We start from the raw sequence: 26,127 nt of genomic DNA on the forward strand, positions 1-26,127 counted from the left end.
TAAAATAAAATGAATCTTTTGCTAGTGTGTACTTCTCGATTAGTTTAGTATTCTAAAGGCACGTTCCGACCCTAAGTAATTGGGGTCTCCGTGTTTTTCCGACCAAAAACCATCCAGTAAATCACTAGAAATACAAGTGTACACGGCGACCCCTTTGTAGAGTTTATCATCATCTCCAGCATACTTAAAATTTATGACAAGAATATCGTTTTTAAAAAATCCTGTTCCACTTTGTTCTTGCGTTTTACCAATCACCCAATGTGCCTCTATGCGATGATTATTAGTTACGGTGAGGTGAAGCACCCCTTTGTAAGGTAGGGCTTCAGAATCTTGATTTTTACCAATAATGGTGTAACTGCCTTCTAGGTCGGTAATGGTCATGTCTAAAAAAAGAATTAAATTTTGAGATACATTTTGTGTAGGATTAAATTACAATTAATTAATCAGTTTAAAAAAGCATTTAGTTGACCATTAAATATGTTTTCATAATGCTTTGGTTCTGAAAGAATAATGATGTGTTAATACTGTTTCTTTAAGTGTTATATTCAATCACACTAGTTAGCTGAATTTTTCTTTTAACTGTGATAGAATAATTTTATAAGCCTCTTCAAGTTTTATGTCTTTGTTTTTCAGGTAGTTGTATGAATGCTCATAAACAAGCTTTGAATGTAATGGTGTGCGGTTTATTTCTTGCTCACCTACTTTTTCACCATAATTAATTTGCAGAAGTTTTGCTGTTAATGCGAATACAATTATTTCATCTATATTAGTAAAGTCTTCTTTAAATTTGTCTTGTTTAATAAATGAATCAATGTCTTGGTCATAATATTTTTTAAATAATTCACCTTAGTAAATGCGACTGTTTTCATGAATTATAATCCGTCTATATCCGTATTCCATTTTAGTTTTAAATCTTTAACAGAGTTGTTTGGCTTATCGCATAAATAGGTCATAAGAAAGGGCCTTTTATTTGAATTAGTTATTGCTTTGTTGGTGCATCTATTTAAGGAATTGAAAATAATTTTGAGGTAGTTGTCTTCATCAGTTTGATAGAAGCTATTAAGTTTTTGTGATATATTATTTGATTTTATAGAATCGATGAACGATGTAAAGTCAAGATTGTATTTGTTTTTAAAATCAATGGTTTTTTTAAGTCAATGAGAAGACTAGAAAGGGAATCTATATTTTGTCCGTACCATCCATATTTTTGAATGATTTGTTCTCAATTTAAATTACTTTTTGGTTTTAGATTGTCGTCTAAACATAATGCTAGCACAGGTAAATCTGTACTCCAAAGATCCCCATTTCTAATTTTTATAACTAAAGGATGGGTTTTATACTTTTTATACGGCTCATAATGTGTTTTATAGAAGTCCGTTTTGCATGGTCTTAAGCTTCTGGAAATACTGTCCTATAGTGCTAGAGAATAGGCTACTCTTAGTAATTGTACTCTATTGTCTATACCAAGAGTAATGCTATTGTCTTTTGTGTTTGCAACTTATTAGGATTAACCCAAATACGAATAAAATAATTTTTATGTTATCTCATAATTTATAGATGATTTTATATGTAAAAGATATAAAATTATTGAATATTGTTACAGCCTATAGGTGGTTAAAATAAAAAATACCGTCTAAATCACAGACGGTATTTTTTATTATAGATTTTTTACGTTTTATATGATGTAAATTTACACTTGTTTTTAAGCAGTTGAATTACAAATTCACAATGAAAAAAGTAGAATTAGAATAGCGTGTATCCAAAGATTATGGAAAAAGTTTTATAGTCTGCATTCCAAAAATTATAATTGTTTAAGATTTCTCTATTTGTTTGATATCTCATTTCTATACCATATTTATCATCCAACTTGTAACCTACACCGATTGCTAAATTCTTCTTTGAGTTAACATCCAACGAGCTGTATGAGGAGTTGTCAGCTCTTTTTAACTCTATCGAAGATTTTGAACTGATATCAAATACATATGAAGCGTTAACGAAAATTTTTTCATTGTTATTAAGATGGAAATAATGTCTTAAACTTATCGGAATTTCGATCGAGCTATAATCGACTTCGGTAATTTGTTGTCCTCCAGATATAAAGTTGTTTTCAATAGTTTTTTCAGATTTAAAATTCTGATAGGTTGATTCCACAACAATGGCCCATTTATTATTATTATAAGGTAGGATAAACTCAGCTTCTAAACCAAAACCGAAACCTAATTTCGAATCGAAATTTGTAGTTTTACCATTTGTTGACGTATTGATTACAGAAAGAGAAGAGTTATTTAGTCGAGGCCTGAGGGTTAAATTAAATAAATCTTTCTTTTGTTTAGGGGTAAACTTAATTGGTTCAGTATTATGGCATGCGCTATACTTGTTAAAAAATCGAACTAAATCATTTTTAGTATAATCCAAACGCTCAACATCCTTCATTGTAAAACTAGGGCATTTCAAATTAATCCATAATTGTTGTCTAAATTTATTGTTTTGCGCAAGAAGATTATCTTTTGTTTTATAGTTTTTAAAAATTAATTGTTCAATGTTGTCTCCGTCTTCACTATAAAAATATCTTCTAATACTTCCATCTACATATTCATATAAATTAAACTTTCCTTCAACTAATACTTTTAAGAATAATTCTTCTTCATTAAAAACAGGTTCTTTAGTTTCACTCAAGTCACTAGTGGTTCCTCTAGATCTATCAATGTTAACAATGCCTTTAACATATTTTGAAGTGTTATTAACCCCAAATTCGTTGATTAAAGCTACTTTCCCGATTTTAGGTTCTTCGTTTTCGGAAAGTTTATATTCAAACTCTGTCGGGTTGTTTCTCCAATTGGTGTTTTTAATTAAGCAAGTCGTTTTTTTATTGTTTCTATCGACATAGTAGCCCGGTTTAAATAAAACTTGGGAATAACAATTAAAGCAAACGAATAGAGTTAAAAGGAATAAAAGTTGGTTTTTCATATACATGGTTTGTTTAGTGGATGCACCATGACAGTCTTATAAAGTGTTTATTAAATGATGCAAATTTGAATTGGCTAAAATAACTTTATAATTTAGAATTCGGATAATATTTATATGATATTATTATTAATATTATTAATTTTGAGTGGTTTTAATCGTTGATACATTTTAGATATAATAAATGTTACTCCTCGTTAAGGCGTATTAAGGAATAGGTTGGATGTAGTGTTTTCTGTGTAACGCTTAGACCTAAAACGGTTGAAATAACTGGTAAATAACATTAATTTCTTATCAAATATTCTGTTTGTTTTTATTTCGTAATTAATTCTTTTATAAAGTTTAATTACTAGTGTGATTATGTTCTCCAGAAATCTTTTTTAATTCCAAAATTACTATTAGAACGTAAACATTAAACGTGTAATTAAGTTTAGGTTATGTATGATTTTTATTGAAAACCTTGAAGTGAAATATAAGTGGATTCAAAATTTAATCATGTAATACTCTTTATTTATTAGAGGTGGGCAGATAAAAATAAATAGCTCATTATAAGTTTAAAAAATAAATGGATTTAAGGGGTAACAAAATTGTAACGTAATGTATCTACTTATAAATACAAGCTATTGTTTAATTTTTTAATATTTATGATTATGAAAACAGTTATGAAAACTTTCGGAATTTTAAGTTTACTATTTACCTTAACAGTCTTTACTTCTTGTGAAGAAAAAGATGATTTGGTACAAAATGAGCCAGAGGCTAAAGAAGAATTATTTGCGATTTCCACTAGAGCTTTTAGTCCAGAAGAAACCGCTATGGGTGTTGAAATGTCTATCAAAAAAGGCGTTGTAGTGGGAACACAAAAAGAGCTGATGCGATTTATTGATGACATTGTTAGTGTTGATCCTGAAGATGACACCTCTCCTAGTGTAGTGGGTATGAGTGTATCATCGTCAATGGGATGGAAGTATCGTATTTTTACTCCAGAGGATATTTCCTTAGAAGAATTAGATGATTTATGTAGGGAGTTGTATTACCAAGCTTACCTAGCGGCACAAGCCGAATACCAAGACGAAGTAAACCACACGTGTATACCGCATCTCGTAATTTTTGAATGTCCATATAGTGATAAAGTGTATATGGGTTTTTCTGTAAAACCAAATAATGGGTGTTCACCAGGTGGTAATGGTGGAGGCGCAGGAGACATATTGTTGTATGAAGATTTTAAACTGCATAGGTACCCGTTTAGTGTAGAGGATAACAGTGGTGCTGTCGAAGAGTATATTGAAAATTTATTTAATGAATAATTGTTTTACAGCTATACATCTGGCGGGTTAAAACTAAATCAACCCCAGTTAAAAAGCCGTTTCTCGTTAACTCGTGAAACGGCTTTTTAGTTTTCAATGCCTACGGCTTTATGATTACTTTTAATGAAAATCGAATAATTATGGTTATAGCTGTTAATTCGGGTTGAAACCTTATTGTAAGTCTTCACTGTTAGGGTCATGTTTTTAAGCATTAGAATTAACGGTATTGTTAAAACACAGATTAAGTATTAGTCGTCATGTTTACGGTGTTAGCAAGTCACTAAAGTACAATGTTTGCCCATTATATTCTGAATTTTTTTTGGAAGATTTACTAGACTTTTTTCTTACTTTTAGTAAAAGGGATTAGCATCGGGACTTCTTTTTGATAGGTTTCATATTTTTCTCCAATGGCTTTCTTAAGATCTTTCTCTTCTAAATATTTTACCGCTACTAGAATATAAAGTGTCGTTACAATAGTAAACAATAAATGCCCTACTGTCATACGTGGAGTTGCCCAAAAGGCGATTAAAAACCCTAGCATAATGGGATGTCTAACAATTTTATATAAAAAGTTGGTTTGAAATTTAGGATTAGGGGTTTGTCTGTTTTTTAGATTATTGAAAATTTGTGCTAATCCGAAAAGTTCGAAATGATTAATCATAAATGTTGATAGTAGAACGATTGTCCAACCTAGAAAAAATAGACCGGTCATAAGTATAATACTAATTTTATTATGAGTTTCCCATACTATTGTCGTAATAGGTTGCCATTGCCAATAGATTAAAAGCAGTGCCAAACTTGATAATAGAATATAAGTACTGCGCTCCATAGCAGGGCTAATGATTGTTGTAAACCATTTTTTAAATGCTGGGCGAGCCATAATGCTATGCTGAAGCGCAAAGACACTTAATAAAATAACATTTATGACTATGGAAGGTAATAAGGCTAGTTCTGTACCAGAATCTATTGCTTTGGGGACGACCATATTACCCACAAAACCAATGGCATATAAAAAAGTTATAAGAAAAATGACATAGGCTAGAATACCGTAAATAAAGATCATTGATTTTTTCATAATATATTGATTTAAGTTTTAATTTTCAGGGATATACTTAGCGTAATTGGAATAGCTTTTTTTATTGTTTGATAAATAATACAGCTTTGTTTTGCAGCTTTTATTAAAGTCTGTAAACGCTTTTCAGAAGTATTTTTAAAACCAGAATCATAACCAATGTGGCTAATGGTGAGCGTAGTTCCCAATAACATGGTTTTGGCATGCTCTAATCGTTTGTTGATTAGCCATCTCCCTGGAGTTGTGTTAAAGCATTTTTGAAATTCGCGTTTAAAGGCCGATAAACTTTTACCACAAAGTTTTGCGAAATCACATATTTTTAAATTGAATTGAAAATTTTCGATCATTATATTTTCAATATTGGTATTCTTGTTTTGTACTACCGAATTGAAGAATAGAAGTAATTCATTGTTACGAGAATTGAGTAAAAGATTAAAGAGTAATTCTTTAAATTTAATTTCTACTAATTTTTTAGGGACCTGCTCTCCTTGGTTTAAATAATGATACATGCTTTCTATTAAAACGTGAAAGCTGTCATTTGTTGAAATGTCATAAATGGATGAGTACTCCTTTTTGGAAGGCAGGGCTTTTATAAAACTAGGGTTGTCTGTTATAAAATTTTTAATAAAGGTATCATTGATAAAGAATAGCATAACACAATATTCACTTTCTAAATATTGCTTTGTCGTATAAACCCCTTTTCTAACAAAAAGGGTATCCCCTCCATTAAGACGATGAGTTTTATGGGGCGTGATCCAATCTTTTTTTCCGCTTATAACATAGGTTATGAGATCGTTTTCAATCCATAACTGAAAGTTTTCAATGTTTAGGGGGCATTTATACTCGACAAGCAAGAAGTCATTTCCAACGCGTTTATTGAATTTAGGATGATTTTTAAAATAATTGTAAGCATTAAGCACAATGTAGTTTTTAGAATGTTTAACTAGTTGTAACTAGTTGTAAGTTAACAAGTTAGTGTTTATTGATAAGAGAGGCAAATAAAAGAATGCGAAATAAGTATAACTATAAAATAAAGACTATTGATTAAAAATAGTAGCTTTATAATATGATAAACTAATTTATATGTGGTTGTTTTAAAAACGAGTAAGCCATGGACTCTGACTCACCGTTTTTATCAATAGATTAAGAAAATCTTAAGTGATTATAACGCGTGTAAGTTTTATCTTTGACTTTAACATCAGGTCATGTTTTTGTTTTTTTGTATCAATAAGTTCAAGGAAATCGCATGATTCACCCGTTTTTAAGATGTTGTGGTGTTGCTTTAAAACTCTAATAAAACCTTATGGATCATTTTAAATTGATAGAAGCTATAAACAAACAAAAGGAAGACATTAATGTGTCGATGACCTTAAAGCTGGAATCGCAGCGCTTTACTCAATTGCTTTTTAAAGCATTATTTGACCGGGCAACACATACCGAAGAGGCACTAAGTGAATTGGAGTCTTTATTTGTAGTGATCCGTGATTTAGCTTGTCCGCATATTGCCGGGAAGCCGTGCAAGCGATGGGATGATTTTTGTCTGAGTATTCCACATTTGTTTTCGAGTTTAAAAAAGGATGCGGCTACTATTTATAAAAATGACCCAGCGGCAGATTCTATTGAAGAGGTATATTTAGCTTATCCAGGGTTTTATGCCATTGCGATTTACAGAATGGCGCGTGAGTTTTATAAATTAGGCTTACCGCTAATACCGCGACTTATGACCGAGTACGCCCACCAACTTACAGGAATCGATATTCATCCTGGGGCACAAATTGGAGCGTCTTTTTTTATCGACCATGGTACCGGAGTTGTGATTGGTGAAACAGCAGAAATACAAGACAATGTTAAAATTTATCAAGGGGTAACCCTTGGTGCGCTTAAGGTTAAAAAACAACTTAAAGACGTAAAACGACACCCTACTATCGAGAAAAATGTAGTAATATATGCTAATGCTTCTATTTTAGGAGGTGACACTATTATTGGAGAAAACAGTATTATTGGAGGGAATACCTGGGTGACAAACTCTGTAGGTAAAAATTCAATCGTTTTGCATACACCCACTGTTGAAGTGATTACTAAAAAGGTAAAATAATGAAAAACACAAGTATATTAGATCAAATAGGAAATACACCTCTCGTTAAATCACGAGTGTTAAATACCAACCCGAATGTGAGTTTGTATTTTAAATTGGAAGGGAATAACCCTGGAGGAAGTGTTAAGGATAGAGCGGCCTATTTTATGATAAAAGACGCTTTAGATAAGGGAGAAATTAATAGTGCTTCAAAACTAATTGAAGCTACTAGTGGAAACACAGGTATTGCCCTGGCAATGATTGCCGGTATATTTAAATTGGATTTAGAATTGGTTATGCCTGAAAATGCGACCAAAGAGCGTGTGCAAACAATGGAGGCTTATGGTGCCAAGGTGACTCTTCACCCAGAAGGCATTGAAGGGGCACGTGATTACGCTATTGATAAAGTGGAAAACGATAATTACTATTCGTTTAATCAATTTGCAAATGATAACAATTGGAAAGCGCATTACCACACTACTGGTCCTGAAATATGGCGCGATACAGAAGGTGGAATCACACATTTTGTGTCGTCTATGGGAACTACCGGTACCATCATGGGAACCTCAACTTATTTAAAAGAACAGAATAAAGACATTCAGATTGTTGGGGTGCAGCCTACCGATGACTCTAATATTCCAGGTATTCGTAAATGGCCAAAGGCCTATCTGCCAAAAATATTTAATGCAGATAAAGTGGATAGTACTCTTGAGGTGAGTCGCGATGAAGCTGTAGAAATGACTCGACGCTTGGCAAAAGAAGAAGGGATTTTTGCTGGTATGAGTAGTGGTGGAGCTACAGCTGCCGCAGTGCGTTTAGCAAATACTTTGGATAGTGGTATTGTAGTAAGTATTATCTGCGACCGTGGTGATAGGTATTTGTCTTCCGACTTGTTTAAATAAAGATTTATAGGCCCATACAATTAAAAAATCCATAACGACGCTTTTAGTGGTTATGGATTTTTTTGTTATCCGAATAAGTTGTTTTTACCGGGTAATGTGGCAAATGGTGTCCTTTATTTTTTTTGCATCAGTGCATCAACAGAAAATTTTCCGCTACCCAAAAGGAATAAAGGTATATAAAGGAAAAGGTAAAGTAAACCTAATTCTTGTTTAGCAAAGGGATCGCTAGCATGAATCATAAAAACGGCTATAAGCATGGTTAGGATTAATGGAATCGTTGCTAATCTTGTTTTTAGTCCGATAAGGATTAATACCGAGCATAATACTTCAGAAAACACAGCCAGTATTAATGAAATTGTTGGGCTCAATCCCATAACTCCTGGAAACTGTATTTCACCACTAAATAGCATTTGAAGTTTAGGAATACCGTGAATTAACATTAGTCCCCCAGCACCGACTCTTAAAATTAAAAGGGCAATACTTAAATTGTTGGTTTTAAATGGTGTGTTCATCATAATGTGGATTTCACCTATTTTAGCGAGCTTTTTTTGTGACTCAGCCTTAGGTGTGTTCGTAATTAAAGTTAGTATTTCGTTTTTTTTGTTATGCTAAGATATACATTATAATAATATATAATACGGTAGCTTTTAAAGGGCTAAAAAAAGCTTAACCTTAGCACGTGTATACATAAAATAAATGTCCGATTTTACGAATTACATTGATTTATGAATAGTGCTGCAATGACTTCATTTATTTACAATTTATATAAATATTTATAAAACACTTGTTATTAAAGCTGTATTTTTTTGCTTAAATTGGAGTTTTTACTAATCTCAAAATTCTTATATGAAGCACATTCTTGTAGCAGTAGACAAAATAAAAAACGCAGAATTATTAACCTCACATGCCGTAAAATTAGCCAAACTTACAGGTGGTAAAATTTGGATTATTCAAGTTGGGGCAGCTAATCCCACCGATCTGTTAAGTCGAGAAGCAGGGCCGCAATATCTGTATGACAAGCGTACTGAAGACAATAACAAAGCAGCCATTTTTTTAAAGGAGTTTGCGCAGAATTTACAAGAGAAATGTAATATCCCTACGGAAGGAATGCTTATTGAAGGCGCGGTTATAAAGTCTATTAAAAAAATTGTAGAAGAAAATAATATTGATCTTGTGATCGCTGGTCATAGAAAGAAAAATGTGATTTATGGCCTGTTTACCGAAAACAAGAAAAAAGATTTAATCGACGAACTTAATATTCCGCTATTAGCAATTCCTCTAGGGTAAGGAATATCTTAATTTCTTGCAGTTAATGGTATAGAAATAAATAAAAATAAAACGCCTTTGTATCTCATTTACAAAGGCGTTTTTGTTTATAAAACTATAATATAGTTTTTTCTTTATTGGGCTTAAACCTAGCTTGTTATTTTACTGTCCAGATAGAACCATTTTTAGTGCTTAGTTTTTCTAATTTTCCAGCATCAGATAGCGTGTTTAAAACCTGTTCACTTTCGGCTCTAGGAGTTCCTGAAAGTTCAGAAAATTCTTTAGCTGTAAGTGTCGGATATAGAGCAAAAAGAGCTTCCCAGTTTTTACTGTATTCACTTTTAGTCGCTTCAGGATTTAGTTTTAGAATAGCCATTTCGTAAAACGCATAGGGTCTAGCACCGTAAACAGTTTCTTGATTTCCAGCATCATCAACAAAAAACATGGTTGGAAATCCTCGTACCCCTAATTCTTGTCCTAACTTTAAATCGTCCTTAAATAAATCCTGAGCCTTACCTTCAAAATCCATTTTTAACTGAGCTACATCTAAGCCAACTTTTCCAGCTGCTACAGCGATATTTTCCCATTTAGCCATGTTTTTCTTTTTTAAAAACATCAGTTCTCTCATCTCACGCATAAACACAATAGCCTTTTGTTTATCCTGTAGCTGAGCAGCTTTAAAGGCTATAGATGACGGGTAAGATGAATCCATAGGGTCTTCTAACCAAAGGTCACCATCTATAGGCATATCGTAGTGAATACTGACTTCGTCCCAATGACTAGCAACATCGGCAGGAGAGCTTATACCACCACTATTGTAATTCCAATCGGGTAGTAAACCACCCATTCTATAGTCGATTTCAACCGCGTTACCATACTCTAATTTAAGTTTTCGTAGTTGCGGCTCTATACCCCAACACGATGAACAGATTGGATCTGTGTAATAAATAACCTGTATAGCTTTCTTGGTAGATTGTATGTTCTTTGCTGTCGTGTTCTCCGTATTTCCTTCTGCTGTTTCACATAGTCCGGTTTCTATATCACATAAAAGCGGATTGTTTTTTGTTGTTTCGTTTGTCATAGTTTTTGTGTTTGTTTGTCCGTGTAAAGCACTGAGGCTTAACATGAAAATTATAAATGCAAAGCGGTTTATTGTCTTTTTCATCATGCTCCTTTTAGGTGCTATGGCATAAAATGCTGTAAGCCATACAAATATACGGTGAATAAAGTATATATTTGATATGCATTTCCTTTTGGGAAGTACTTTCCAAAAGGAAACTACCTTAGTCCGTCTTTAGATCTGATGTTGTATTTTTAAATTAATTAAAGTCGTGAAAAAAAAAGCTGTTATTAACGATACTCCTGTTTGTCAGGTTAGGATGCAAGCCATTAGCGATACCATGAGTATTTTATCGGGAAAATGGAAGTTTCATATTTTAGGTACGCTTATAGAAGGTGATAAATTAGGGTTTATGGATTTACTTCGAGAAATTGATGGTATTGGAACCAAGATGCTATCTAAAGAATTGCAAGATCTTGAAATGAATCACCTAGTAAGTCGCAAGGTGATGGATACAAAACCTATTACCGTTGAATATGCGATTACCGAATATGGTGCTACGCTTGCGCCTTTAATTAATGAACTGGCAAAATGGGGCATTGCATACCGGGAGTCTGTTCATGGTGGAGAATAATAAATTATTCGAGGCGATATTTAGTATAAAAAGCGACTAGCTTAAAAAATTAATAAACAATTTTTATCCCGTTTTCGATAGCAGTTGTTACGTTCTAATTGATTTGATTTATTACACTTCTTCTGAGGTTGCAAATTCTTCCATTTTGGTAATCAGCTCGTTTTCTACCGTATATATCTGCACCCATTTTTGTTTTAATTCTCTTCCCGACCGTTTAACCTTTTGGTGTTCTTTGCCTAAAACAACAACCATATTTCCTTCAACAATATATTGTTGTGGTTCGAAATTGATGATTTCGGTTCGTTCCATTATATTCGTAAAAAAGGTTCTTACACCTTCTTTTTTTTCAAAGGTTCCGGCAGGGATAATTTGTGTTCCGTGATAAACCCATACTGTATCTTCTGAAACAGTTGCTACAAACGCATCGGCATCACCGCTACTAAAAGCGGTAAACATTTTTTCTACTAGTGCTCTTGCTGAATTTTTCATATCTAATTTATTTTATTGCTTTGCGAATTGTAAGTGAATCACAAGGCCAACCTCTTTTCCAATTCCGGCAGCCGTTGGATCATAATTAATATTATAATCAAATCTATTAATTGTGGTTTTGGCTTTCATTCCCAGTTTCTCACCTTGTTTGCTTTTAACCGTACCACCATAATACACATCAAAAATCACTTCTTTTGTGATATTCTTAATGGTTAATTGTCCATAGAGTAAATAATGTTCAGGTTTACCAGTAGCTAATATTTTAGTGCTTTTAAATGTCATTTCAGGATAGGTATCTACTTCAAAGAAATCGGCACTTCTTAAATGGTTGTCTCTGTCTTCAACATTCGTGTTAATACTTTTTACCTGAACTGTAAAATCAAATTGAGCATCAGTCAGTGCTTCTCCGTTTTTGGTTAGATTGCCGGTGTATTCTAAAAAGTTCCCATTTACTAAACTAATGCCAGAATGTGATATGTTGAAATTTAATGAAGAGTGGTAAGGATCGACTTTCCATTCTGTTTGAGCAACCGAACTCAAACCAAGGAAAATCATTACAATAAGTGATATAAATTTTTTCATCATATTAAAGTCTTTAATTGTTAATAATTATAATTGAAAAGGCCTCAAGAAATTTTATGTTGGCCTTTCTGTTGTTATATGGCTTAACTATCAAGTTAAGGCTTTTTTAGAAAGCACGGAAATGATTATCCCTGGAACAGACAGTCCGATGGCTAAATAAATTAGGCTGGAAGGCGCGTAGATACCTAGAAGCAATCCACCTAACGAGGAAGCAATCATTATCGATAAGTTAAAAACAGAAGACTGTACCGAAGTGGCAACGTCTTTTGCGGTTTCTACTTGTCTGCTAACCGCGGCTTGTAATAAAGTAACTAAGGGACCAAAAGAAACTCCCCATAAAAAGAAGGCGAAATGACCCATACCTGTTGTTCCTCCGAATAGGAGAAAAATAACCATAGATATAATAATCAATCCAAACATTGCTATGGTTAATAATCTTAAGTATTTGTCGGTGTATTTAATGGCGATTAGGACAGAAATTAAAGACCCTATTCCAAAAAACAATAAGGCACTTTCTACGCCTCCCGCTAGCTGAATGTCTTCTACAAGACTTGTGATGTACACATAAACCCCATAATGTGCAACAACACCAAGTAGGGTAAGCATAAGAATAATTAAAACTTCAGGTATTTTTAACAAGGCGAATGGTGACGAGCTTTTAGTTAGCTTTTCCCCAGGAATAGAGGGAAGAACAAGGGCACTCACTATAGCAATAAGGATTATAAAGACACCAAGACCTATAAATTCTGTTCTCCAACCATAATCATTTCCAATAGACGTCATTATTGGCATTCCAATACTAATACCTAAAGTGGTTCCTGCCATAATTACGGCGATAGCTTTTCCGTGATGCTCCGCGTCTACTAATCGCATACCGTAGGCTGCAATCATTGGCCACATCACCCCAGCGCAGATTCCTCCAATGACCCTTAATCCTATAATTATGGTATAATCGTGAACCAAACCAGCGACAATATTAGAAACGGCGAAGCCACCTAATAAGAGTAATAATAGGTGTTTCCGATTGAATGGCATGGTTAATGAAATTAGTGGGATCGCAAATATTGCCGACGCTATAGCGTAGTAACCTACGAGGTTTCCGGTTTGCACTTCACTAATATTGAGGTCGTCCATCATTAATGGTAGAACACCAGAAGGCATAAGTTCGGAGAGTATTCCTACAAAGGTCACCGATGACATCAATATCATAATCAACCACGGAAAACTACTTTTAACCTGTTCCGTAATATTCTTTTTACTCATAGTTATTTATTATTAATGTTTATAAGGTTTCTACTAGTTGCATGATACAGAATTAATACTCCGTTTCCCGGCCAACTAATTTCCATCCTGCATGTGTGACTTCTAATTTCATGATTAGATTAGTCACCAAATGTTCTAAAAGGTTCTCTTGGGCGCCTATTGTGGCTACTTCCACTTGGATATGAACCTCTTTCGGATTGTTTTCTGACAGATCTCTAGTAATAGAACGAAGTAATAACTGATCGTTAGTTTCAATATGATTTAATAACCAAAACCGAACGTTCGCCTCAGTATTTAATGCACATTCAATAGAGACTTGATAGTAGGTTTCTTTAACTTCTGTTTTGCGATAGGCAGAAAGTTTTGATAATCGCATGCTAACTGGTCTTAGTATAATATGTGATAGTACAACGGCAGCCGTAGTAATACCTGCTTCAAATAGAAAGCCCATTCCAACCAATGTTCCAACCGCTGCCGAACACCAAATTGTCGCTGCCGTATTAAGTCCTCTCACATCGAAGCCATCTTTCATAATCACACCGGCTCCAATAAACCCGATACCTGTAACAATCTGTGCTGTTACTCGACTTGGATCTCCACCAGACAAGCTATGGAGATCTATAGATAAGAGTACAAATGAGGCTGCACCAATAGCAACTAAGGTATTGGTTCGGAGTCAAGCGTTCTTTTGTCTCCACTGTCTCTCAAAACCAATGATACCGCCTAAGAAAAATGCGATACCAATACGTAAAATATATTCTGTTATTTCTACAAATCCATCCATAAAAATAATACGATTAAAGTCTTATTGTTGCATCCTCAATTATTAGTTTATTTATTTTACAAGTTTAAAGGAATATCATAAGCCGGTTCTTTACGACGGAATAGGAAATCCCCGTTACGTACAGAGGCTAAAACATCCACTCTTTTACGAATGGCTTCATATACGGAAGACTCGTTAAGAACAATAAAGTTAGCTGCTTTTCCAACCTCTAAGCCGTAGCTATCTTGTATATTCAAACAACGTGCGCCATTGTAGGTAATTAAATCGAAATTGGTTTTTACATCTTCTGCAGACATAATCTGTGCTAAATGGATACCGTTATCTAAAATATTCATCATATTTCCATTCCCCATTGGGTACCATGGATCGTTAATAGAATCTTGTGCAAACGCAACATTAATACCATACTCTAAAAACTCTTTCACTCTAGTTAAGCCGCGACGTTTTGGGTAGGTATCTTGGCGTCCTTGTAAATAAGCGTTCTCTGTTGGACAAGCAATAAAGTTCATCTTTGTCTTTTGGAATATGTCTAGCATTCTAAAGGCATACGAATCGTCTGCCGAACCAAATGAACAGGTATGGCTCGCTGTTGTTCGGCTGCCATAATCTTCCATATACACAAGCGCATTTAATAACTCTACAAATCGTGAGTGCGGATCATCGGTTTCGTCACAGTGCACATCAATCATTTTATCGTATTTTAAAGCCAATTTTACGATATCGTGAATTGATTTTTCTCCAAACTCTCTCGCTGGCTCGTAATGCGGAATGCCGCCTACAACATCGGCACCCATTTTAAGAGCTTCTTCTACGAGTTCTAATCCGCCTTTATACATATACATGCCCTCTTGAGGGAAAGCGACAATCTGAATGTCTACAGTGTCCTTTAGGTCCTCTTTCATCTCCAACATCGCTTTTAGGGCTGTAAATTTTGGGTCTGTAACATCTACATGCGTACGAATGTGCTGTACACCTTGTGAGACTTCATCTTTAATACCTTTCATTGCTAAACGTTTTACACTTTCTACCGTTAGAGTTTCTTTGAATTTTGGCCATAATTCGATAGCTTCAAACAGGGTTCCAGAGCCAGCACCTTCTTGCCCCAATTCTGATAAAGTATAGACGTAATCTAAATGTAAATGCGGATCTACATAAGGTGGCAGGACTAACTTTCCGCCAAGGTCGATTTCTTCATCACATTTAGGTAAATTAGTTCCGATTTGTGTGATTTTCCCATTTTCAACACTAATTTCTGTTGCTGCATCATTGCGATAAATTTTCGCATTAAAAAACTTCTTCTTCATATGAGATCAATTTTAAGTGAATATTAGACATAACAATACTTATAGCTATCCGATGTTTAAATCGAAAAGGCTGTTTGTAAAAACAGTAAGTAGATGTGAATAGTTTAAAACCTGATTTTTCAAGGTCAACCTCTAATGTAAGTCTTTATTATGACATTCATACTGGTATTGTGAATAGTTTAACTTATTGGTTTCCAGTATTTAAGTCAAAGCGCTGGTTCTTTATCGGTTTAGGGGTAAGAGGTAAAAATAAAGCCATAAATTATTCTAAATTGAATATTTATGGCTTTTGGTTACTTGTTATTTGAATTTGTAAAACTACCCGTTGCTAGGTTTTGGGGCCCATCTATCATAAGGTGTCATGTCGAAGTTATTCACTTCATCCATAGTTAACCCTAATGCTTTTGCAACACCTTCTCCATATTCAGCATCGGCTTTATAACAGTTTCTTATATGGCGTATCTGAATAAACTTTTCTGCACCACCAACTTGAGCTGCAGTGTTTTTAAATAGGACTTCTGCTTTGCCATCGGCTTTAATAATGCGGAATAAATCACCAGGCTGTGTGTAGTAATCTTCATCATCATCTCTAAAGTTATGAGCGTAAGCATTACCTTCTAATTCTAAAGGCGGTTCTTTAGCGTCTGGCTGTTCTTGCCATAGGCCATAGCTATTCGGGTTGTAATGTTTGGTACCACCATGGTTACCATCTACACGCATAGTTCCATCTCTATGATTAGAGTGGTACGGGCAGGTTGGTTTATTTACCGGAATCTGATAATGGTTGACACCTAATCGGTAACGTTGTGCATCGCCATACGAGAATAATCGACCTTGAAGCATTTTGTCTGGCGAGAACCCGATTCCAGGAACAATATTGGTTGGATTAAAGGCAGCTTGCTCTACATCTTGAAAATAGTTCTCGGGATTTTTATTCAATTCGAACTCACCAACAGGAATTAGTGGGAAGTCTTTTTTAGACCATACTTTTGTTAAGTCGAAAGGGTGGAAGCGGTAGGTTTTTGCCTGTTCTTCCGTCATGACTTGAATGTACATTTTCCACTTAGGGAAATCTTTTCTTTCGATGGCATCAAACAAATCGCGTTGCGATGATTCTCTGTCCATTCCCACAACTTTCATTGCTTCTTCATCAGATAAGTTTTCAATACCTTGTTGTGTCACGAAGTGAAATTTTACCCAATGCCTTACATTGTCTTTATTAATAAGGCTGTAGGTATGACTTCCAAATCCGTGCATGTGACGGTAACCTTTTGGAATACCGCGATCACTCATTGTTATAGTCACTTGGTGCAAGGACTCAGGAAGTAGGGTCCAGAAATCCCAATTATTATTTGCGCTACGTAAGTTTGTTTTAGGGTCGCGTTTAACAGCACGGTTTAAATCTGGGAATTTCATCGGGTCACGGAAGAAAAATACAGGTGTATTATTTCCTACTAAATCCCAAATGCCTTCATCGGTATAAAATTTTAATGCAAATCCGCGAATGTCCCTTTCCGCATCTGCGGCACCACGTTCTCCGGCCACCGTAGAAAATCGGCTAAACATTTTTGTTTGCTTTCCGACTTCGCTAAAGATATCGGCTTTTGAATATTTTGAAATATCATGTGTCACCGTAAAAGTTCCGAATGCTCCAGAGCCTTTGGCGTGCATTCGTCTTTCAGGAATGACCTCTCTATCAAAGTTTGCCATTTTTTCAAGAAACCAAGCATCTTGCATTAAGAGTGGTCCACGAGGTCCTGCCGTTTGTACGTTTTGATTATCTCCAACCGGAGCACCGGTTTGCCGTGTTAATTTTGGTTTTTTATCGTCCATTTTTGAATGTTTTTAAAGTGAATACGTATTGCGAATGAAGTTACGATATTTTTAATACTTTAAAAAATGATAATATATCAGCGGCAGGGGTGTATAGAGCCAATGAGGTGAATTCAGTACGGGGTTTTTTATCACAATAAGGTTCTTATTCACCCGTGAATAAGAACCTTTATTATAATCGTTGTGCTAATGTATTAAGAATTGTGTTTAAAATAATTAGCTACAGTTTTGTTCTAATTTCTACTGTATGGTCTTCGGTAATAGTCATCCATTCTTCCACCATTTTCTCCCAGCTACCAACGCCGTTTAGTTTTTCGTGAGCCTCTTTAGTTTTCCAATCGACATCGAGATCTGCATACTTATCTAAATTCCAAAGTAGCGCTACATCAAAAGATTTTGCGGTATGTATTTGATTGGTATAGACTAAAAAGGCGCGATTGTTCATGGTTTCGTATGTGGCTCTTAGCTTCTCTATTAGCGCTTTAAACTCTTTACTTTTTCCACGCTTAACGTCTACTGCCCAGACAATATATTTGTTAGATTTCTTAAAAATATCAACACCTGTCGATAGTTTTTCGTCGTAAGCCCAAAGTCCGATATTGCCATATCTTTCTACAGTAGGATCTACGGTTTTATTCCAATCATCATCATGTCCTCTATCTGAAGTCGGACGTGAGTCTAGTGATGCATAGGTGCCTCTCATCACCCAAACATACCATCCAGCACGATCGCCGTATTCTACACGTCTAAGTACGGCGTGGTGGGAGCCCACAGGGTGAAATTTGTTGTTATGTTGCGCTATGGCGTTTTCAAATTGTGTGCTCATTCCTGTTTTTGGAAGGATGTACACGGTCTCAGAAATTAATGTTGGTTTTTTGTCTGTCTGCCCAATGGCAACGAAGCAGAAAACCAACAGAGCGAATGTTAGTAAAACTTTTTTCATGACTTTCTATAGTATTGATTCTCTTTAAGATAGTTATAAATACCCTAAATAGACTATAAAACATGAGGGAATGTAAGTGTAAACGATTGTTTGTCAGTGATTTATTACATGAGTTAAGTGTTTTTGTTTGCTATAATACATCTAAGATATTATTATATTTATTATTAAAAATATGTCCATCGTATTTCTCACTCGAAGTCTTACATGACTCCTCTAATAATGTAAATTAAGATTACATCTCTTAATTTTTTAATCGGCTTAATGATTTATTTAAGGTTAAAATACTATCTAATTATTTTTAATAGATTAGTATATAATAATTCATTTTTTCAAATATATTCGCCGGCCTATTTTCAAGTGAATTTGGTCTTCATTTGTATTAGTTGTTTGTTATTTGATTTTAATATTAAAATGGAATAAATTGTAGGTGTTAAAAGATAAAAACCTTTTAATTAATGTATTATAACGTTGATATGTGTTGTTTGTCGATGATAATCACTATATTTCGGCCTGATTAAAATAGAATCAAATAATATGATCTCGATAAGATCATCGGATGGTGAAGATAGTGGCCTACATTTTAAGCCTTGTTTTAAGAATATAAATTAATAATGAAAATATCAAATACTAGTTATGTAGATCTGGGACCTTTACAAGAAGAGGTAGAAGGGAATATGATGATTTGTAAACTGCTTATAAATTCTTTTATTAAAGATATTGATGACTTTGTTAGTAAAATGACAAAAGAATTACAAGCTGATAATTTAGAAGGATTATATCATGCGGCTCATAAAATAATACCCAGTTTAAGAATATTTAGGGTTGAAAAATTAGAACCAATTATGCTTGAATTAGAGAGAGAGCTAAGAGGTTTAGCTGATTTGGAAGAGGTAAAAACAAAAATATATTTTAGTCTGACAGTTTTTACTCAGGTTAAAGTTGAATTACAAAATGAAATAACACGAATAGATGATGAAGCGACATAAAATAGTTTTGGCTGAAGATAATTCAACGCTTTCTCTACTTTTAAAATATAAATTAGAAAAAGAAGGTTATGAACTGTTAATAGCTGCAGATGGAAAGCAAGCTATAGATTTAGTTGAAAGTTATAATCCCGACTTAATACTAACAGATATAATGATGCCTTATTTTAGCGGATTGGAAGTTATTAGTCATGTAAGAAATAAGCTTAAGAAAAAAACACCGATTGTTGTTTTTTCGTCTGCTGGTCAGGAAGATATGGTTCTTAAAGCGTTTAGTTTAGGGGCTAGCGATTTTATGACAAAACCTTTTAGTCCAAATGAATTAGTCATTCGTATAAAACGATTGTTTAGTGAATTTAAAACGATAGGTTAGTGCATATCTATGATTACATAGTAGGTGCTTTTCAGGAAGCTCCCTTTTTAATTCAGATTTCTTTGGTTGTAGTGGTGGCTATGATAATAACCATTGTTATTCTTATCATAGGATTAAGAGCCACCCGTAGCTTGTTAAAAATCAAGGATAAGGAGATTGCAAATTACAAAACGCAATATGAAGCCTTAATTGTAGACTTTCTATATTCTGGTGATGATTCTGATGAAATGAGTAAAAGCCAACGCTCGATAATTATAAAATTAAAATCTGGTGTTCGAATCCCTTCACGGCAAAAAAGTATCATTACCATTTTAAGTAGTTTGATGGATGAGGTCTCTGGAGAAATGTCTGATGATATAAAATCACTTTACCGTAAAACGGGACTTGCAGGTCATGCAAGACACCGATTAAAAAGTAAAAAATGGCATATTGTTACCAAGGCCATCTGGGAGTTACGTCAGTTTGGAGTTTATGAAGGACAAGAGGAGGTGTCTAAGTTTATTACCCATCACAAGCGAGAAGTTAGAAAAGAAGCTCAGTTGTATACTGTAGATTTGTTTAAGTTTGAAGGGCTTTCATTTTTAGATGATTTAGAATTGCCTCTATCTGAATGGCATCAGCTTCAATTACTCGAAGCATTGATGACAGAAGGTAATCCAAAAATTTGTGATATTAAACCATGGTTGCGTTCGCCTAATGTGAGCGTGATATTGTTTGCGATTAAATTAGCAAAAATTTACAATCAATTTGAAGTTAAAGAAGAGCTTATTTCATTATTAGCGCATCCTAACAAAGAGGTTAGGAGTGCTGCCATTTCAGTTTTAAATGATTTGTTTGGCTATGAAACCGAAGAATTATTACAACTATCTAAAGATGCCTTTAGTTATGAGGAGGTCCACGTACGAACTGCGGAGTTGTAGGAGGCACTTCTTATCGCAAAGTAACCCTAAAAAATAGTACACCCAACCCCAAAAAAAAGTTACCCCATAAATGGAATCGAGTACCATTAAAATAATATTAGAAGTATTTCATTACTTGTTTTTTATCTGTTCTTTTTTGGCTATTCTTTCTTATATTTTATTGTCTATAATATCAGCAAGAGAAACCATAGAGTATGTAAAGAAAAATAGTTTTGTTAATTATAAACACATTCTATCTTCTCCTATATCGCCTTCAATAACTATAATCGCACCAGCATATAACGAGAGCTTAAATGTTGTCGAAAATGTTCGGTCTTTATTATCTAATCATTACCCTAACTATAATGTTATTATTGTAAATGATGGTAGTTCGGATGATAGTTTAGAAAAATTAATTGAAGCTTACGATTTGGAGTATGTAGACTATGAAGTGGATGAAAAGGTTAAAACACAGCCTTTTCGAAAAGGTGTTTTTAAGTCAAAAAATCCAGCCTTCGAAAAACTGATAGTTGTTGATAAAGAAAATGGGGGTAAAGCGGATGCCTTAAATATGGGACTTAATATTAGCGATAGTAAATATGTGGCTTGTATTGATGTAGATTGTTTATTATTAGAAGATGCACTTCAAAAAATGATTAAGCCCTTCTTGGAAGCGACAGACCATAAGGTGATTGCTGCAGGGGGGGTGATAAGAATAGCAAATTCTTGTGTGATTAAAGGCGGGAAATTAATAGAGGTTAACTTACCTAAAAACCTGTTGGTTCAAGCTCAGATTTTGGAATATCTAAGAGCTTTTTTATTAGGACGAATGGCGTGGAGTAGATTAAATGGTTTGCTAGTAATTTCTGGTGCCTTTGGAATCTTTGATAAATATATAGCTTTAGAAGTAGGGGGGTATGATACTAATACTGTTGGAGAGGATATGGAGATTATTGTGAGAATGAGAAGGCATATGGAAGAAAAAAATGAAAAATATAAGGTGGCTTATATTCCGGATCCTTTATGTTGGACGGAAGCTCCGGATAACTATAAAACTTTAATTTCTCAACGTAACCGATGGACACGTGGTACGATTGAAACCCTACGAAAACATCGAAAAATAGCGTTTAATAAAAACTATGGGAAATTTGGACTTATTAGTTACCCCTACTGGTTAATTTTTGAGCGCTTGGCACCCATTATTGAACTGGTAGGTCTTTTATATTTCGGTATTCTAATAGCTTTTAATCTTGTGCATTGGGAGTATGCCGTATTATTTATTGCTTTAGCCTACCTGTTTTCAGTTCTGTTTTCTCTTGTTGCTTTGTTTTCTGAAGAATTAACGTATAATCAATACAAGAAAAAAGGTGTGGGAATAAAATTAATCCTCCTTTGTATTATAGAACCAATTATTTTGCATCCCGTAATATTATATGCGGCGATTAGAGGGAATATCGATTATTACTTTAACAAGACCAAAAAATGGGGTGCCATGGAGCGAAAGGGAATGAGTAGTGGAGAAACAAATTAATAGTTTTGAATTTAATTATATTATATGACGTTTAACATAAAAAAGGAAACACTTTTAAATTATCTCAACCTCACCTTAGCACTTGTTTTTGTCTATTGGGTAATGACTGTCTATGAGGTTGTGCTATCTAAGACTAGCGTGTCTACCGATGTCTCGATAGTTAGTATTCTTTTATATAAATTCTTAAATGATTTTTGGACAGGCCTTTTTCTAGGGCTTGTCGTACTGCCTCTATTTTTAATTATAGTGCTATGGCGCAAAAAGTTAGCAAATGTAGTTGTACTCATTCTATTTTCTTTAGGCATTATAATACAGTTTGCTTTAGTAAAATACAGTCTTACAACTTTACTATTTTTAGGAGCTGATATTTTAGGTTATTCGTTTGATGATGCTGTTAATACAGTAGGGAGTTCTGAGTCGATTTCACTGGTTTACTTTCTGCCCTTTATTGTTTTCCCTGCTTTACTTTTGGTATTCCGTTATCTGCTTAACGCCTATGCCGACTGGCGTATTGTAGCAGGCACCACATTGGTACTTTTTGTCGGTTTTGGAATCCTAGGTTTTTCAGTGCCAGAAGCAACGTCAGATTCATTTCAAAACAAAACAGCGTTTTTTGTCAGCGATATCTTAAAATTCCAAAGAAATGCTAGTGAAATTAGTGCCTTAAATTTTGAGGAAAGAACAGATTACCCTTTATTAAAACCTTTTAATAGCCCCGATGTGTTATCTCCATTTCTAAATAGTAATGAGGAGAAACCTAATATTGTTGTGATTGTTGTAGAAGGTTTAGGTAGTGAGTTTGTTGCAAATAACCAATACGGTGGTTTTACTCCTTATTTAGATGAATTGATTAGTAAGTCGTTATACTGGGAGAATTTTGTGAGTACCACAGGGCGCTCTTTTGGTCTTTTACCTTCCTTATTTGGATCCTTGCCTTTTGGAGAGACGGGGTTTTTAGAACTAAAAGATACGCCATCTCATTTGTCATTAATAAACATTTTGAAAGCTAATGGCTATTACACGTCCTTCTATTCTGGAGACGCTTCTAGTTTTGACAGGAAAATTAACTTTCTAGAGTATAATGGTATCGATAACCTTATCGACGAAAGTAAATACGGGTCAGAATTTAGTAAAACAAAAGCTAATGATGGCGGATTTTCTTGGGGCTACCCAGACGGAGAAATCTTTAAGAAAACCCTTCAAACACAAAGTTTAGAAAAGCAGCCGCGATTAGATATTGTAATGACATTAACAAATCACGAGCCTTTTGAGTACCCAAGCAAAGAGCGGTATATGTCAGAGGTAGATGACCTAGTTAAAGCGTCTCAGAAAACGGAAGCTTTAAAATCCAAACTGCTAAGTCATCGCGATATTTTTGGAAGCCTCTTGTATATGGATGCGAGCCTTAAAGAGTATATGGAAGCCTATTCAAAGCGACCTGATTATAAGAATACTATTTTTATGATCACGGGGGATCACCGCTTGATTCCTATCGCCATGAAAGATAAGCTTTGCAGGTATCATGTCCCTTTTTTAATCTATAGTCCCATGTTAAAAAAGCCTATGCAGTTTAAATCGGTGTCCTCACATTGGGATGTTGCTCCTAGTGTACTGAGCTACCTAGTAAGTAACTATAAGATTAACCCAATAAATGAAACGGCTTGGTTAGGTAAAGGATTGGATACTGTTAAGGCTTTTAGAAACGTAAATACAATTCCTTTAATGCGCTATAAAGGGGATATAAGTGATGTTATTTATAAGGAGTATTTGTTGTCTGGTGATGAATTGTATTCCATTAACGAGCGATTTCAAACGTCTAAAGTAGATGATGACGCTCTGAATAAAACAATAACAGATTCACTTAGAGCGTTTAAAAGGCTAAATGCATATGTGACACAGCAAAATAAAATTTATCCAGAAGCACTTAATGTGTATTCGGAAGCTCCGGTTGCCTTTACTTCAGAACAATTAGCTATAATTACTAAGCATGCCGAAGGGAAAAATTTCGATGAACTTTTTGTTACGGCCCGAGATCTAGCTTTCGAAAAAGAATATGATACGGCTGTATTGCTCTGTGATTATATTTTAAATGAATTACCTAATTACTCGGAAGTACGAACCTTAAAAGGGCGTATGCAGGCATGGCAAGGGGATTATACCAAAGCGGAGCGCATATTAAAAGATGCTCGAAATAGATCTCCATTTGCCGATAATGTCTATTTGGCGCTTTTAGATTTGTATTGGTGGTCTGATCAAGATCAAAAATCAGAATCTGTTTTTAAGCAGGCCTTAAAAAACGAGCTTAAAAATCCAGAGATAGCCCTTAAAATGGCAAAGGCGTATCAGCGTATCAACAATATTCAAAAGTCAGCTATTATATTAGATAGTCTTATTCAAACCTATCCGGATTCTACGAGATTTAAAACTTTAAAAAACAGCTTGCCATAAACCGCATACTATTATGAGAACATTCTTATTTATCATTATTATATTAACTAGTTATCATTCTTTTGGGCAAAAAGAGGTGTTTACAGGAGACCCTGATACGGCTTTCGAAAACGCAAGAGCATTGGCATTTAACGATCAAAGAAAACAGGCGCAAGACAGTCTGCGACTTATATTAACCAAGTATCCTAATTACCACGATATTCGATCGTTTTTAGCTAATACATATTCTTGGGATGGCGATTATGACAAAGCGAAAAAAGAATTTGAATACATTTTAAATGCGAGTCCCGATAGACAAAACGACTGGGAGTTGGCTATTACTAACACGTTGCGTAGTGATTCTCCACAAAGCGCTTTAGATATGTCTGCCAAGGCGTTGTCACTTTTCCCTAAGAATGCTGACTTACTGTATTTAAAAGCGAGTGCAGAAGACGATTTAAAAGAAACTGAAGTGGCATTAGCAACGCTTAATGAATTGTTGGTTATAGAGCCAGAGCATGAAAAAGCACTGCGTTTTAGAGCTGCTTTAATCGATAAATTAAGCGTAAATGTTATTGGCGTCAAGTCTTCTGTAGACTTATATTCTGAAGTGTTCGATCCTATGCAGTACTATTTATTAAAATACGCAAGACAAACAAAATACGGTAGTATTCATGGAAAAGTAAACATCAATAGTCGTTTTGAGTCTACAGGTGCACAATTTGAGGTAGATATGTATCCTAAAATCACCAAAGGCTTGTATGCCTATGTTAATGTGGGGGTGTCTAACTCCTTTTTATTTCCAAAAGTGAGGTTTGGTGGGGAGCTTTATAAATCACTACCCTACAGTTTAGAAGCCTCTTTAGGTTTTAGAACACTTAAGTATAGCTCCTATACCACTATTTATACGGGGTCTGTAGGTTGGTATACAGGTAATAGTTATTGGTCGTTGCGATCGTACGTTACACCAGGAGAACCTAAAACTAGCGTCTCAGGAACACTTAATTACCGCAAGTACAGGTCTACTGCGAATACGTATTTTAGTGCTGCTGTGGGGATGGGGTTTTCTCCTGAAATATATAGGTTTAGCTTTGATGGTAATGAGAATGCTATTGTCAACCTGAAATCTCAAAAATTTAATTTAGGCTATTATTTTGCATCGTCAAACAACAAGCACTCATGGGGTGTTCAAGCTGGGGTGTCTCATCAAGAAATTAGCTTCGATCCAGGTTCTTATTTTTGGATCTATTCCATCTCTCTATCTTGGAATATGAAATTTAGAGATAAATAAGCATTGGGATAAATGTAAATGGATGGAGGTTGTTGTGACACCTAATGACCTCGGAACAGTTCGGTGGGACTAAGAATAATAAAGCCTAATTTAAGATAATATAAACAGTCAACACCGTACTAAACGGTGAGCGATTATGGTATTTCAAA

General features: G+C 34.5%; 24 protein-coding genes and 1 pseudogene. 11 read left to right on the forward strand and 14 right to left on the reverse strand.

Features of this window, described 5'->3' with window-relative positions; all coding sequences use genetic code 11:
• Positions 1 to 39: 39 nt before the first annotated feature.
• A complete protein-coding gene (locus BLV64_RS07430; RefSeq protein ID WP_092133575.1) occupies positions 40 to 381 on the reverse strand; it encodes a hypothetical protein in 342 nt (113 codons plus the stop codon).
• 1,362 nt (positions 382 to 1,743) lie between these two features.
• Positions 1,744 to 2,967, reverse strand: a complete 1,224-nt coding sequence (locus BLV64_RS07435; protein WP_092133577.1) for a porin family protein — start codon at positions 2,965 to 2,967, stop codon at positions 1,744 to 1,746.
• 647 nt (positions 2,968 to 3,614) lie between these two features.
• Here BLV64_RS07435 and BLV64_RS07440 point away from each other — a divergent pair.
• Positions 3,615 to 4,268 (forward strand): hypothetical protein, encoded by a 654-nt coding sequence (locus BLV64_RS07440; protein WP_092133579.1) that lies wholly within the window; start codon positions 3,615 to 3,617, stop codon positions 4,266 to 4,268.
• A gap of 331 nt (positions 4,269 to 4,599) precedes the next feature.
• On the opposite strand, the gene mddA is transcribed toward BLV64_RS07440, so the two are convergent.
• Positions 4,600 to 5,343 carry a methanethiol S-methyltransferase gene (mddA, locus tag BLV64_RS07445; RefSeq protein ID WP_092133581.1) on the reverse strand — a complete coding sequence of 248 codons (744 nt, stop codon included), beginning with the start codon at positions 5,341 to 5,343 and terminating at the stop codon, positions 4,600 to 4,602.
• A gap of 11 nt (positions 5,344 to 5,354) precedes the next feature.
• Positions 5,355 to 6,260, reverse strand: a complete 906-nt coding sequence (locus BLV64_RS07450) for a helix-turn-helix domain-containing protein (protein WP_092133583.1) — start codon at positions 6,258 to 6,260, stop codon at positions 5,355 to 5,357.
• Positions 6,261 to 6,643: 383 nt separating this feature from the next.
• On the opposite strand from BLV64_RS07450, the gene epsC reads away from it, so the two are divergent.
• Together epsC and cysM are read left to right on the forward strand one after the other, a co-directional pair.
• Entirely contained in the window at positions 6,644 to 7,435 is a 792-nt protein-coding gene (gene epsC, locus BLV64_RS07455) for a serine O-acetyltransferase EpsC (RefSeq protein ID WP_092133585.1), read from the forward strand.
• Positions 7,435 to 8,316: a cysteine synthase CysM gene (gene cysM / locus BLV64_RS07460; RefSeq protein ID WP_092133587.1), complete on the forward strand. Its 882-nt coding sequence runs from the start codon at positions 7,435 to 7,437 to the stop codon at positions 8,314 to 8,316. The genes epsC and cysM overlap by 1 nt, the downstream gene beginning before the upstream one ends.
• 113 nt (positions 8,317 to 8,429) lie before the next feature.
• Here cysM and BLV64_RS07465 read toward each other — a convergent pair whose 3' ends face one another.
• On the reverse strand, positions 8,430 to 8,831 hold the full coding sequence (locus tag BLV64_RS07465) for a DoxX family protein (protein ID WP_092133589.1): 402 nt from the start codon (positions 8,829 to 8,831) through the stop codon (positions 8,430 to 8,432).
• Between the two features lie 331 nt (positions 8,832 to 9,162).
• On the opposite strand from BLV64_RS07465, the gene BLV64_RS07470 reads away from it, so the two are divergent.
• Positions 9,163 to 9,603 (forward strand): universal stress protein, encoded by a 441-nt coding sequence (locus BLV64_RS07470; RefSeq protein ID WP_092133591.1) that lies wholly within the window; start codon positions 9,163 to 9,165, stop codon positions 9,601 to 9,603.
• A gap of 136 nt (positions 9,604 to 9,739) precedes the next feature.
• On the opposite strand, the gene BLV64_RS07475 is transcribed toward BLV64_RS07470, so the two are convergent.
• Positions 9,740 to 10,663, reverse strand: coding sequence for a DsbA family protein (locus BLV64_RS07475; RefSeq protein ID WP_092133749.1), 924 nt, complete (start codon positions 10,661 to 10,663; stop codon positions 9,740 to 9,742).
• Between the two features lie 250 nt (positions 10,664 to 10,913).
• Between BLV64_RS07475 and BLV64_RS07480 the strand changes: the two genes are divergently transcribed.
• A complete protein-coding gene (locus tag BLV64_RS07480; RefSeq protein ID WP_092133593.1) occupies positions 10,914 to 11,276 on the forward strand; it encodes a winged helix-turn-helix transcriptional regulator in 363 nt (120 codons plus the stop codon).
• Positions 11,277 to 11,387: 111 nt separating this feature from the next.
• Here BLV64_RS07480 and BLV64_RS07485 read toward each other — a convergent pair whose 3' ends face one another.
• The 8 genes and pseudogenes from BLV64_RS07485 to BLV64_RS07520 form a co-directional block, all read right to left on the reverse strand.
• Positions 11,388 to 11,765, reverse strand: coding sequence for a nuclear transport factor 2 family protein (locus BLV64_RS07485; protein WP_092133595.1), 378 nt, complete (start codon positions 11,763 to 11,765; stop codon positions 11,388 to 11,390).
• Between the two features lie 12 nt (positions 11,766 to 11,777).
• Complete coding sequence (locus BLV64_RS07490; protein ID WP_245705880.1) at positions 11,778 to 12,350, reverse strand: YceI family protein; 573 nt, start codon at positions 12,348 to 12,350, stop codon at positions 11,778 to 11,780.
• Between the two features lie 87 nt (positions 12,351 to 12,437).
• Positions 12,438 to 13,610 carry an MFS transporter gene (locus BLV64_RS07495; protein WP_092133597.1) on the reverse strand — a complete coding sequence of 391 codons (1,173 nt, stop codon included), beginning with the start codon at positions 13,608 to 13,610 and terminating at the stop codon, positions 12,438 to 12,440.
• A 52-nt stretch (positions 13,611 to 13,662) separates the two neighbouring features.
• Complete coding sequence (locus BLV64_RS14875) at positions 13,663 to 13,986, reverse strand: hypothetical protein (RefSeq protein WP_394332345.1); 324 nt, start codon at positions 13,984 to 13,986, stop codon at positions 13,663 to 13,665.
• Positions 13,987 to 13,998: 12 nt separating this feature from the next.
• A pseudogene (locus BLV64_RS14880) lies at positions 13,999 to 14,274 on the reverse strand (MgtC/SapB family protein); the annotation flags it as partial.
• Between the two features lie 176 nt (positions 14,275 to 14,450).
• Positions 14,451 to 15,698, reverse strand: coding sequence for an amidohydrolase family protein (locus BLV64_RS07505; protein WP_092133601.1), 1,248 nt, complete (start codon positions 15,696 to 15,698; stop codon positions 14,451 to 14,453).
• A gap of 318 nt (positions 15,699 to 16,016) precedes the next feature.
• Entirely contained in the window at positions 16,017 to 17,531 is a 1,515-nt protein-coding gene (locus BLV64_RS07515) for a catalase (protein WP_092133605.1), read from the reverse strand.
• A gap of 220 nt (positions 17,532 to 17,751) precedes the next feature.
• Entirely contained in the window at positions 17,752 to 18,474 is a 723-nt protein-coding gene (locus BLV64_RS07520) for a hypothetical protein (protein WP_092133607.1), read from the reverse strand.
• A gap of 611 nt (positions 18,475 to 19,085) precedes the next feature.
• Between BLV64_RS07520 and BLV64_RS07525 the strand changes: the two genes are divergently transcribed.
• From BLV64_RS07525 to BLV64_RS07550, 6 genes are all read left to right on the forward strand, one after another.
• Complete coding sequence (locus BLV64_RS07525) at positions 19,086 to 19,460, forward strand: Hpt domain-containing protein (protein WP_092133610.1); 375 nt, start codon at positions 19,086 to 19,088, stop codon at positions 19,458 to 19,460.
• On the forward strand, positions 19,444 to 19,830 hold the full coding sequence (locus BLV64_RS07530) for a response regulator transcription factor (RefSeq protein ID WP_092133612.1): 387 nt from the start codon (positions 19,444 to 19,446) through the stop codon (positions 19,828 to 19,830). Before BLV64_RS07525 ends, BLV64_RS07530 begins: the two co-directional genes overlap by 17 nt.
• The gene (locus tag BLV64_RS07535) at positions 19,830 to 20,750 is read left to right on the forward strand and encodes a HEAT repeat domain-containing protein (RefSeq protein ID WP_092133614.1); all 921 of its coding nucleotides are present in this window, start codon (positions 19,830 to 19,832) and stop codon (positions 20,748 to 20,750) included. Before BLV64_RS07530 ends, BLV64_RS07535 begins: the two co-directional genes overlap by 1 nt.
• A gap of 70 nt (positions 20,751 to 20,820) precedes the next feature.
• Positions 20,821 to 22,260, forward strand: coding sequence for a glycosyltransferase family 2 protein (locus BLV64_RS07540; RefSeq protein ID WP_092133616.1), 1,440 nt, complete (start codon positions 20,821 to 20,823; stop codon positions 22,258 to 22,260).
• A 24-nt stretch (positions 22,261 to 22,284) separates the two neighbouring features.
• A complete protein-coding gene (locus BLV64_RS07545; RefSeq protein ID WP_092133618.1) occupies positions 22,285 to 24,708 on the forward strand; it encodes an LTA synthase family protein in 2,424 nt (807 codons plus the stop codon).
• Positions 24,709 to 24,721: 13 nt separating this feature from the next.
• A complete protein-coding gene (locus BLV64_RS07550; RefSeq protein ID WP_092133620.1) occupies positions 24,722 to 25,978 on the forward strand; it encodes a YaiO family outer membrane beta-barrel protein in 1,257 nt (418 codons plus the stop codon).
• Positions 25,979 to 26,127: the final 149 nt, after the last annotated feature.

Source organism: Bizionia paragorgiae (assembly GCF_900107625.1).
Taxonomy (GTDB): domain Bacteria; phylum Bacteroidota; class Bacteroidia; order Flavobacteriales; family Flavobacteriaceae; genus Bizionia; species Bizionia paragorgiae.

Excerpts from the sequence above, each read along its gene's own strand:
- BLV64_RS07430 (WP_092133575.1), bottom strand. The coding sequence starts at position 381 with ATGACCATTACCGACCTAGAAGGCAGTTACACCATTATTGGTAAAAAT.
- BLV64_RS07435 (WP_092133577.1), bottom strand. The coding sequence starts at position 2,967 with ATGAAAAACCAACTTTTATTCCTTTTAACTCTATTCGTTTGCTTTAAT.
- BLV64_RS07440 (WP_092133579.1), top strand. The coding sequence starts at position 3,615 with ATGAAAACAGTTATGAAAACTTTCGGAATTTTAAGTTTACTATTTACC.
- mddA (WP_092133581.1), bottom strand. The coding sequence starts at position 5,343 with ATGAAAAAATCAATGATCTTTATTTACGGTATTCTAGCCTATGTCATT.
- epsC (WP_092133585.1), top strand. The coding sequence starts at position 6,644 with ATGGATCATTTTAAATTGATAGAAGCTATAAACAAACAAAAGGAAGAC.
- cysM (WP_092133587.1), top strand. The coding sequence starts at position 7,435 with ATGAAAAACACAAGTATATTAGATCAAATAGGAAATACACCTCTCGTT.
- BLV64_RS07465 (WP_092133589.1), bottom strand. The coding sequence starts at position 8,831 with ATGATGAACACACCATTTAAAACCAACAATTTAAGTATTGCCCTTTTA.
- BLV64_RS07470 (WP_092133591.1), top strand. The coding sequence starts at position 9,163 with ATGAAGCACATTCTTGTAGCAGTAGACAAAATAAAAAACGCAGAATTA.
- BLV64_RS07475 (WP_092133749.1), bottom strand. The coding sequence starts at position 10,663 with ATGACAAACGAAACAACAAAAAACAATCCGCTTTTATGTGATATAGAA.
- BLV64_RS07485 (WP_092133595.1), bottom strand. The coding sequence starts at position 11,765 with ATGAAAAATTCAGCAAGAGCACTAGTAGAAAAAATGTTTACCGCTTTT.
- BLV64_RS07490 (WP_245705880.1), bottom strand. The coding sequence starts at position 12,350 with ATGATGAAAAAATTTATATCACTTATTGTAATGATTTTCCTTGGTTTG.
- BLV64_RS07495 (WP_092133597.1), bottom strand. The coding sequence starts at position 13,610 with ATGAGTAAAAAGAATATTACGGAACAGGTTAAAAGTAGTTTTCCGTGG.
- BLV64_RS14875 (WP_394332345.1), bottom strand. The coding sequence starts at position 13,986 with ATGCGATTATCAAAACTTTCTGCCTATCGCAAAACAGAAGTTAAAGAA.
- BLV64_RS07505 (WP_092133601.1), bottom strand. The coding sequence starts at position 15,698 with ATGAAGAAGAAGTTTTTTAATGCGAAAATTTATCGCAATGATGCAGCA.
- BLV64_RS07515 (WP_092133605.1), bottom strand. The coding sequence starts at position 17,531 with ATGGACGATAAAAAACCAAAATTAACACGGCAAACCGGTGCTCCGGTT.
- BLV64_RS07520 (WP_092133607.1), bottom strand. The coding sequence starts at position 18,474 with ATGAAAAAAGTTTTACTAACATTCGCTCTGTTGGTTTTCTGCTTCGTT.
- BLV64_RS07525 (WP_092133610.1), top strand. The coding sequence starts at position 19,086 with ATGAAAATATCAAATACTAGTTATGTAGATCTGGGACCTTTACAAGAA.
- BLV64_RS07530 (WP_092133612.1), top strand. The coding sequence starts at position 19,444 with ATGATGAAGCGACATAAAATAGTTTTGGCTGAAGATAATTCAACGCTT.
- BLV64_RS07540 (WP_092133616.1), top strand. The coding sequence starts at position 20,821 with ATGGAATCGAGTACCATTAAAATAATATTAGAAGTATTTCATTACTTG.
- BLV64_RS07545 (WP_092133618.1), top strand. The coding sequence starts at position 22,285 with ATGACGTTTAACATAAAAAAGGAAACACTTTTAAATTATCTCAACCTC.
- BLV64_RS07550 (WP_092133620.1), top strand. The coding sequence starts at position 24,722 with ATGAGAACATTCTTATTTATCATTATTATATTAACTAGTTATCATTCT.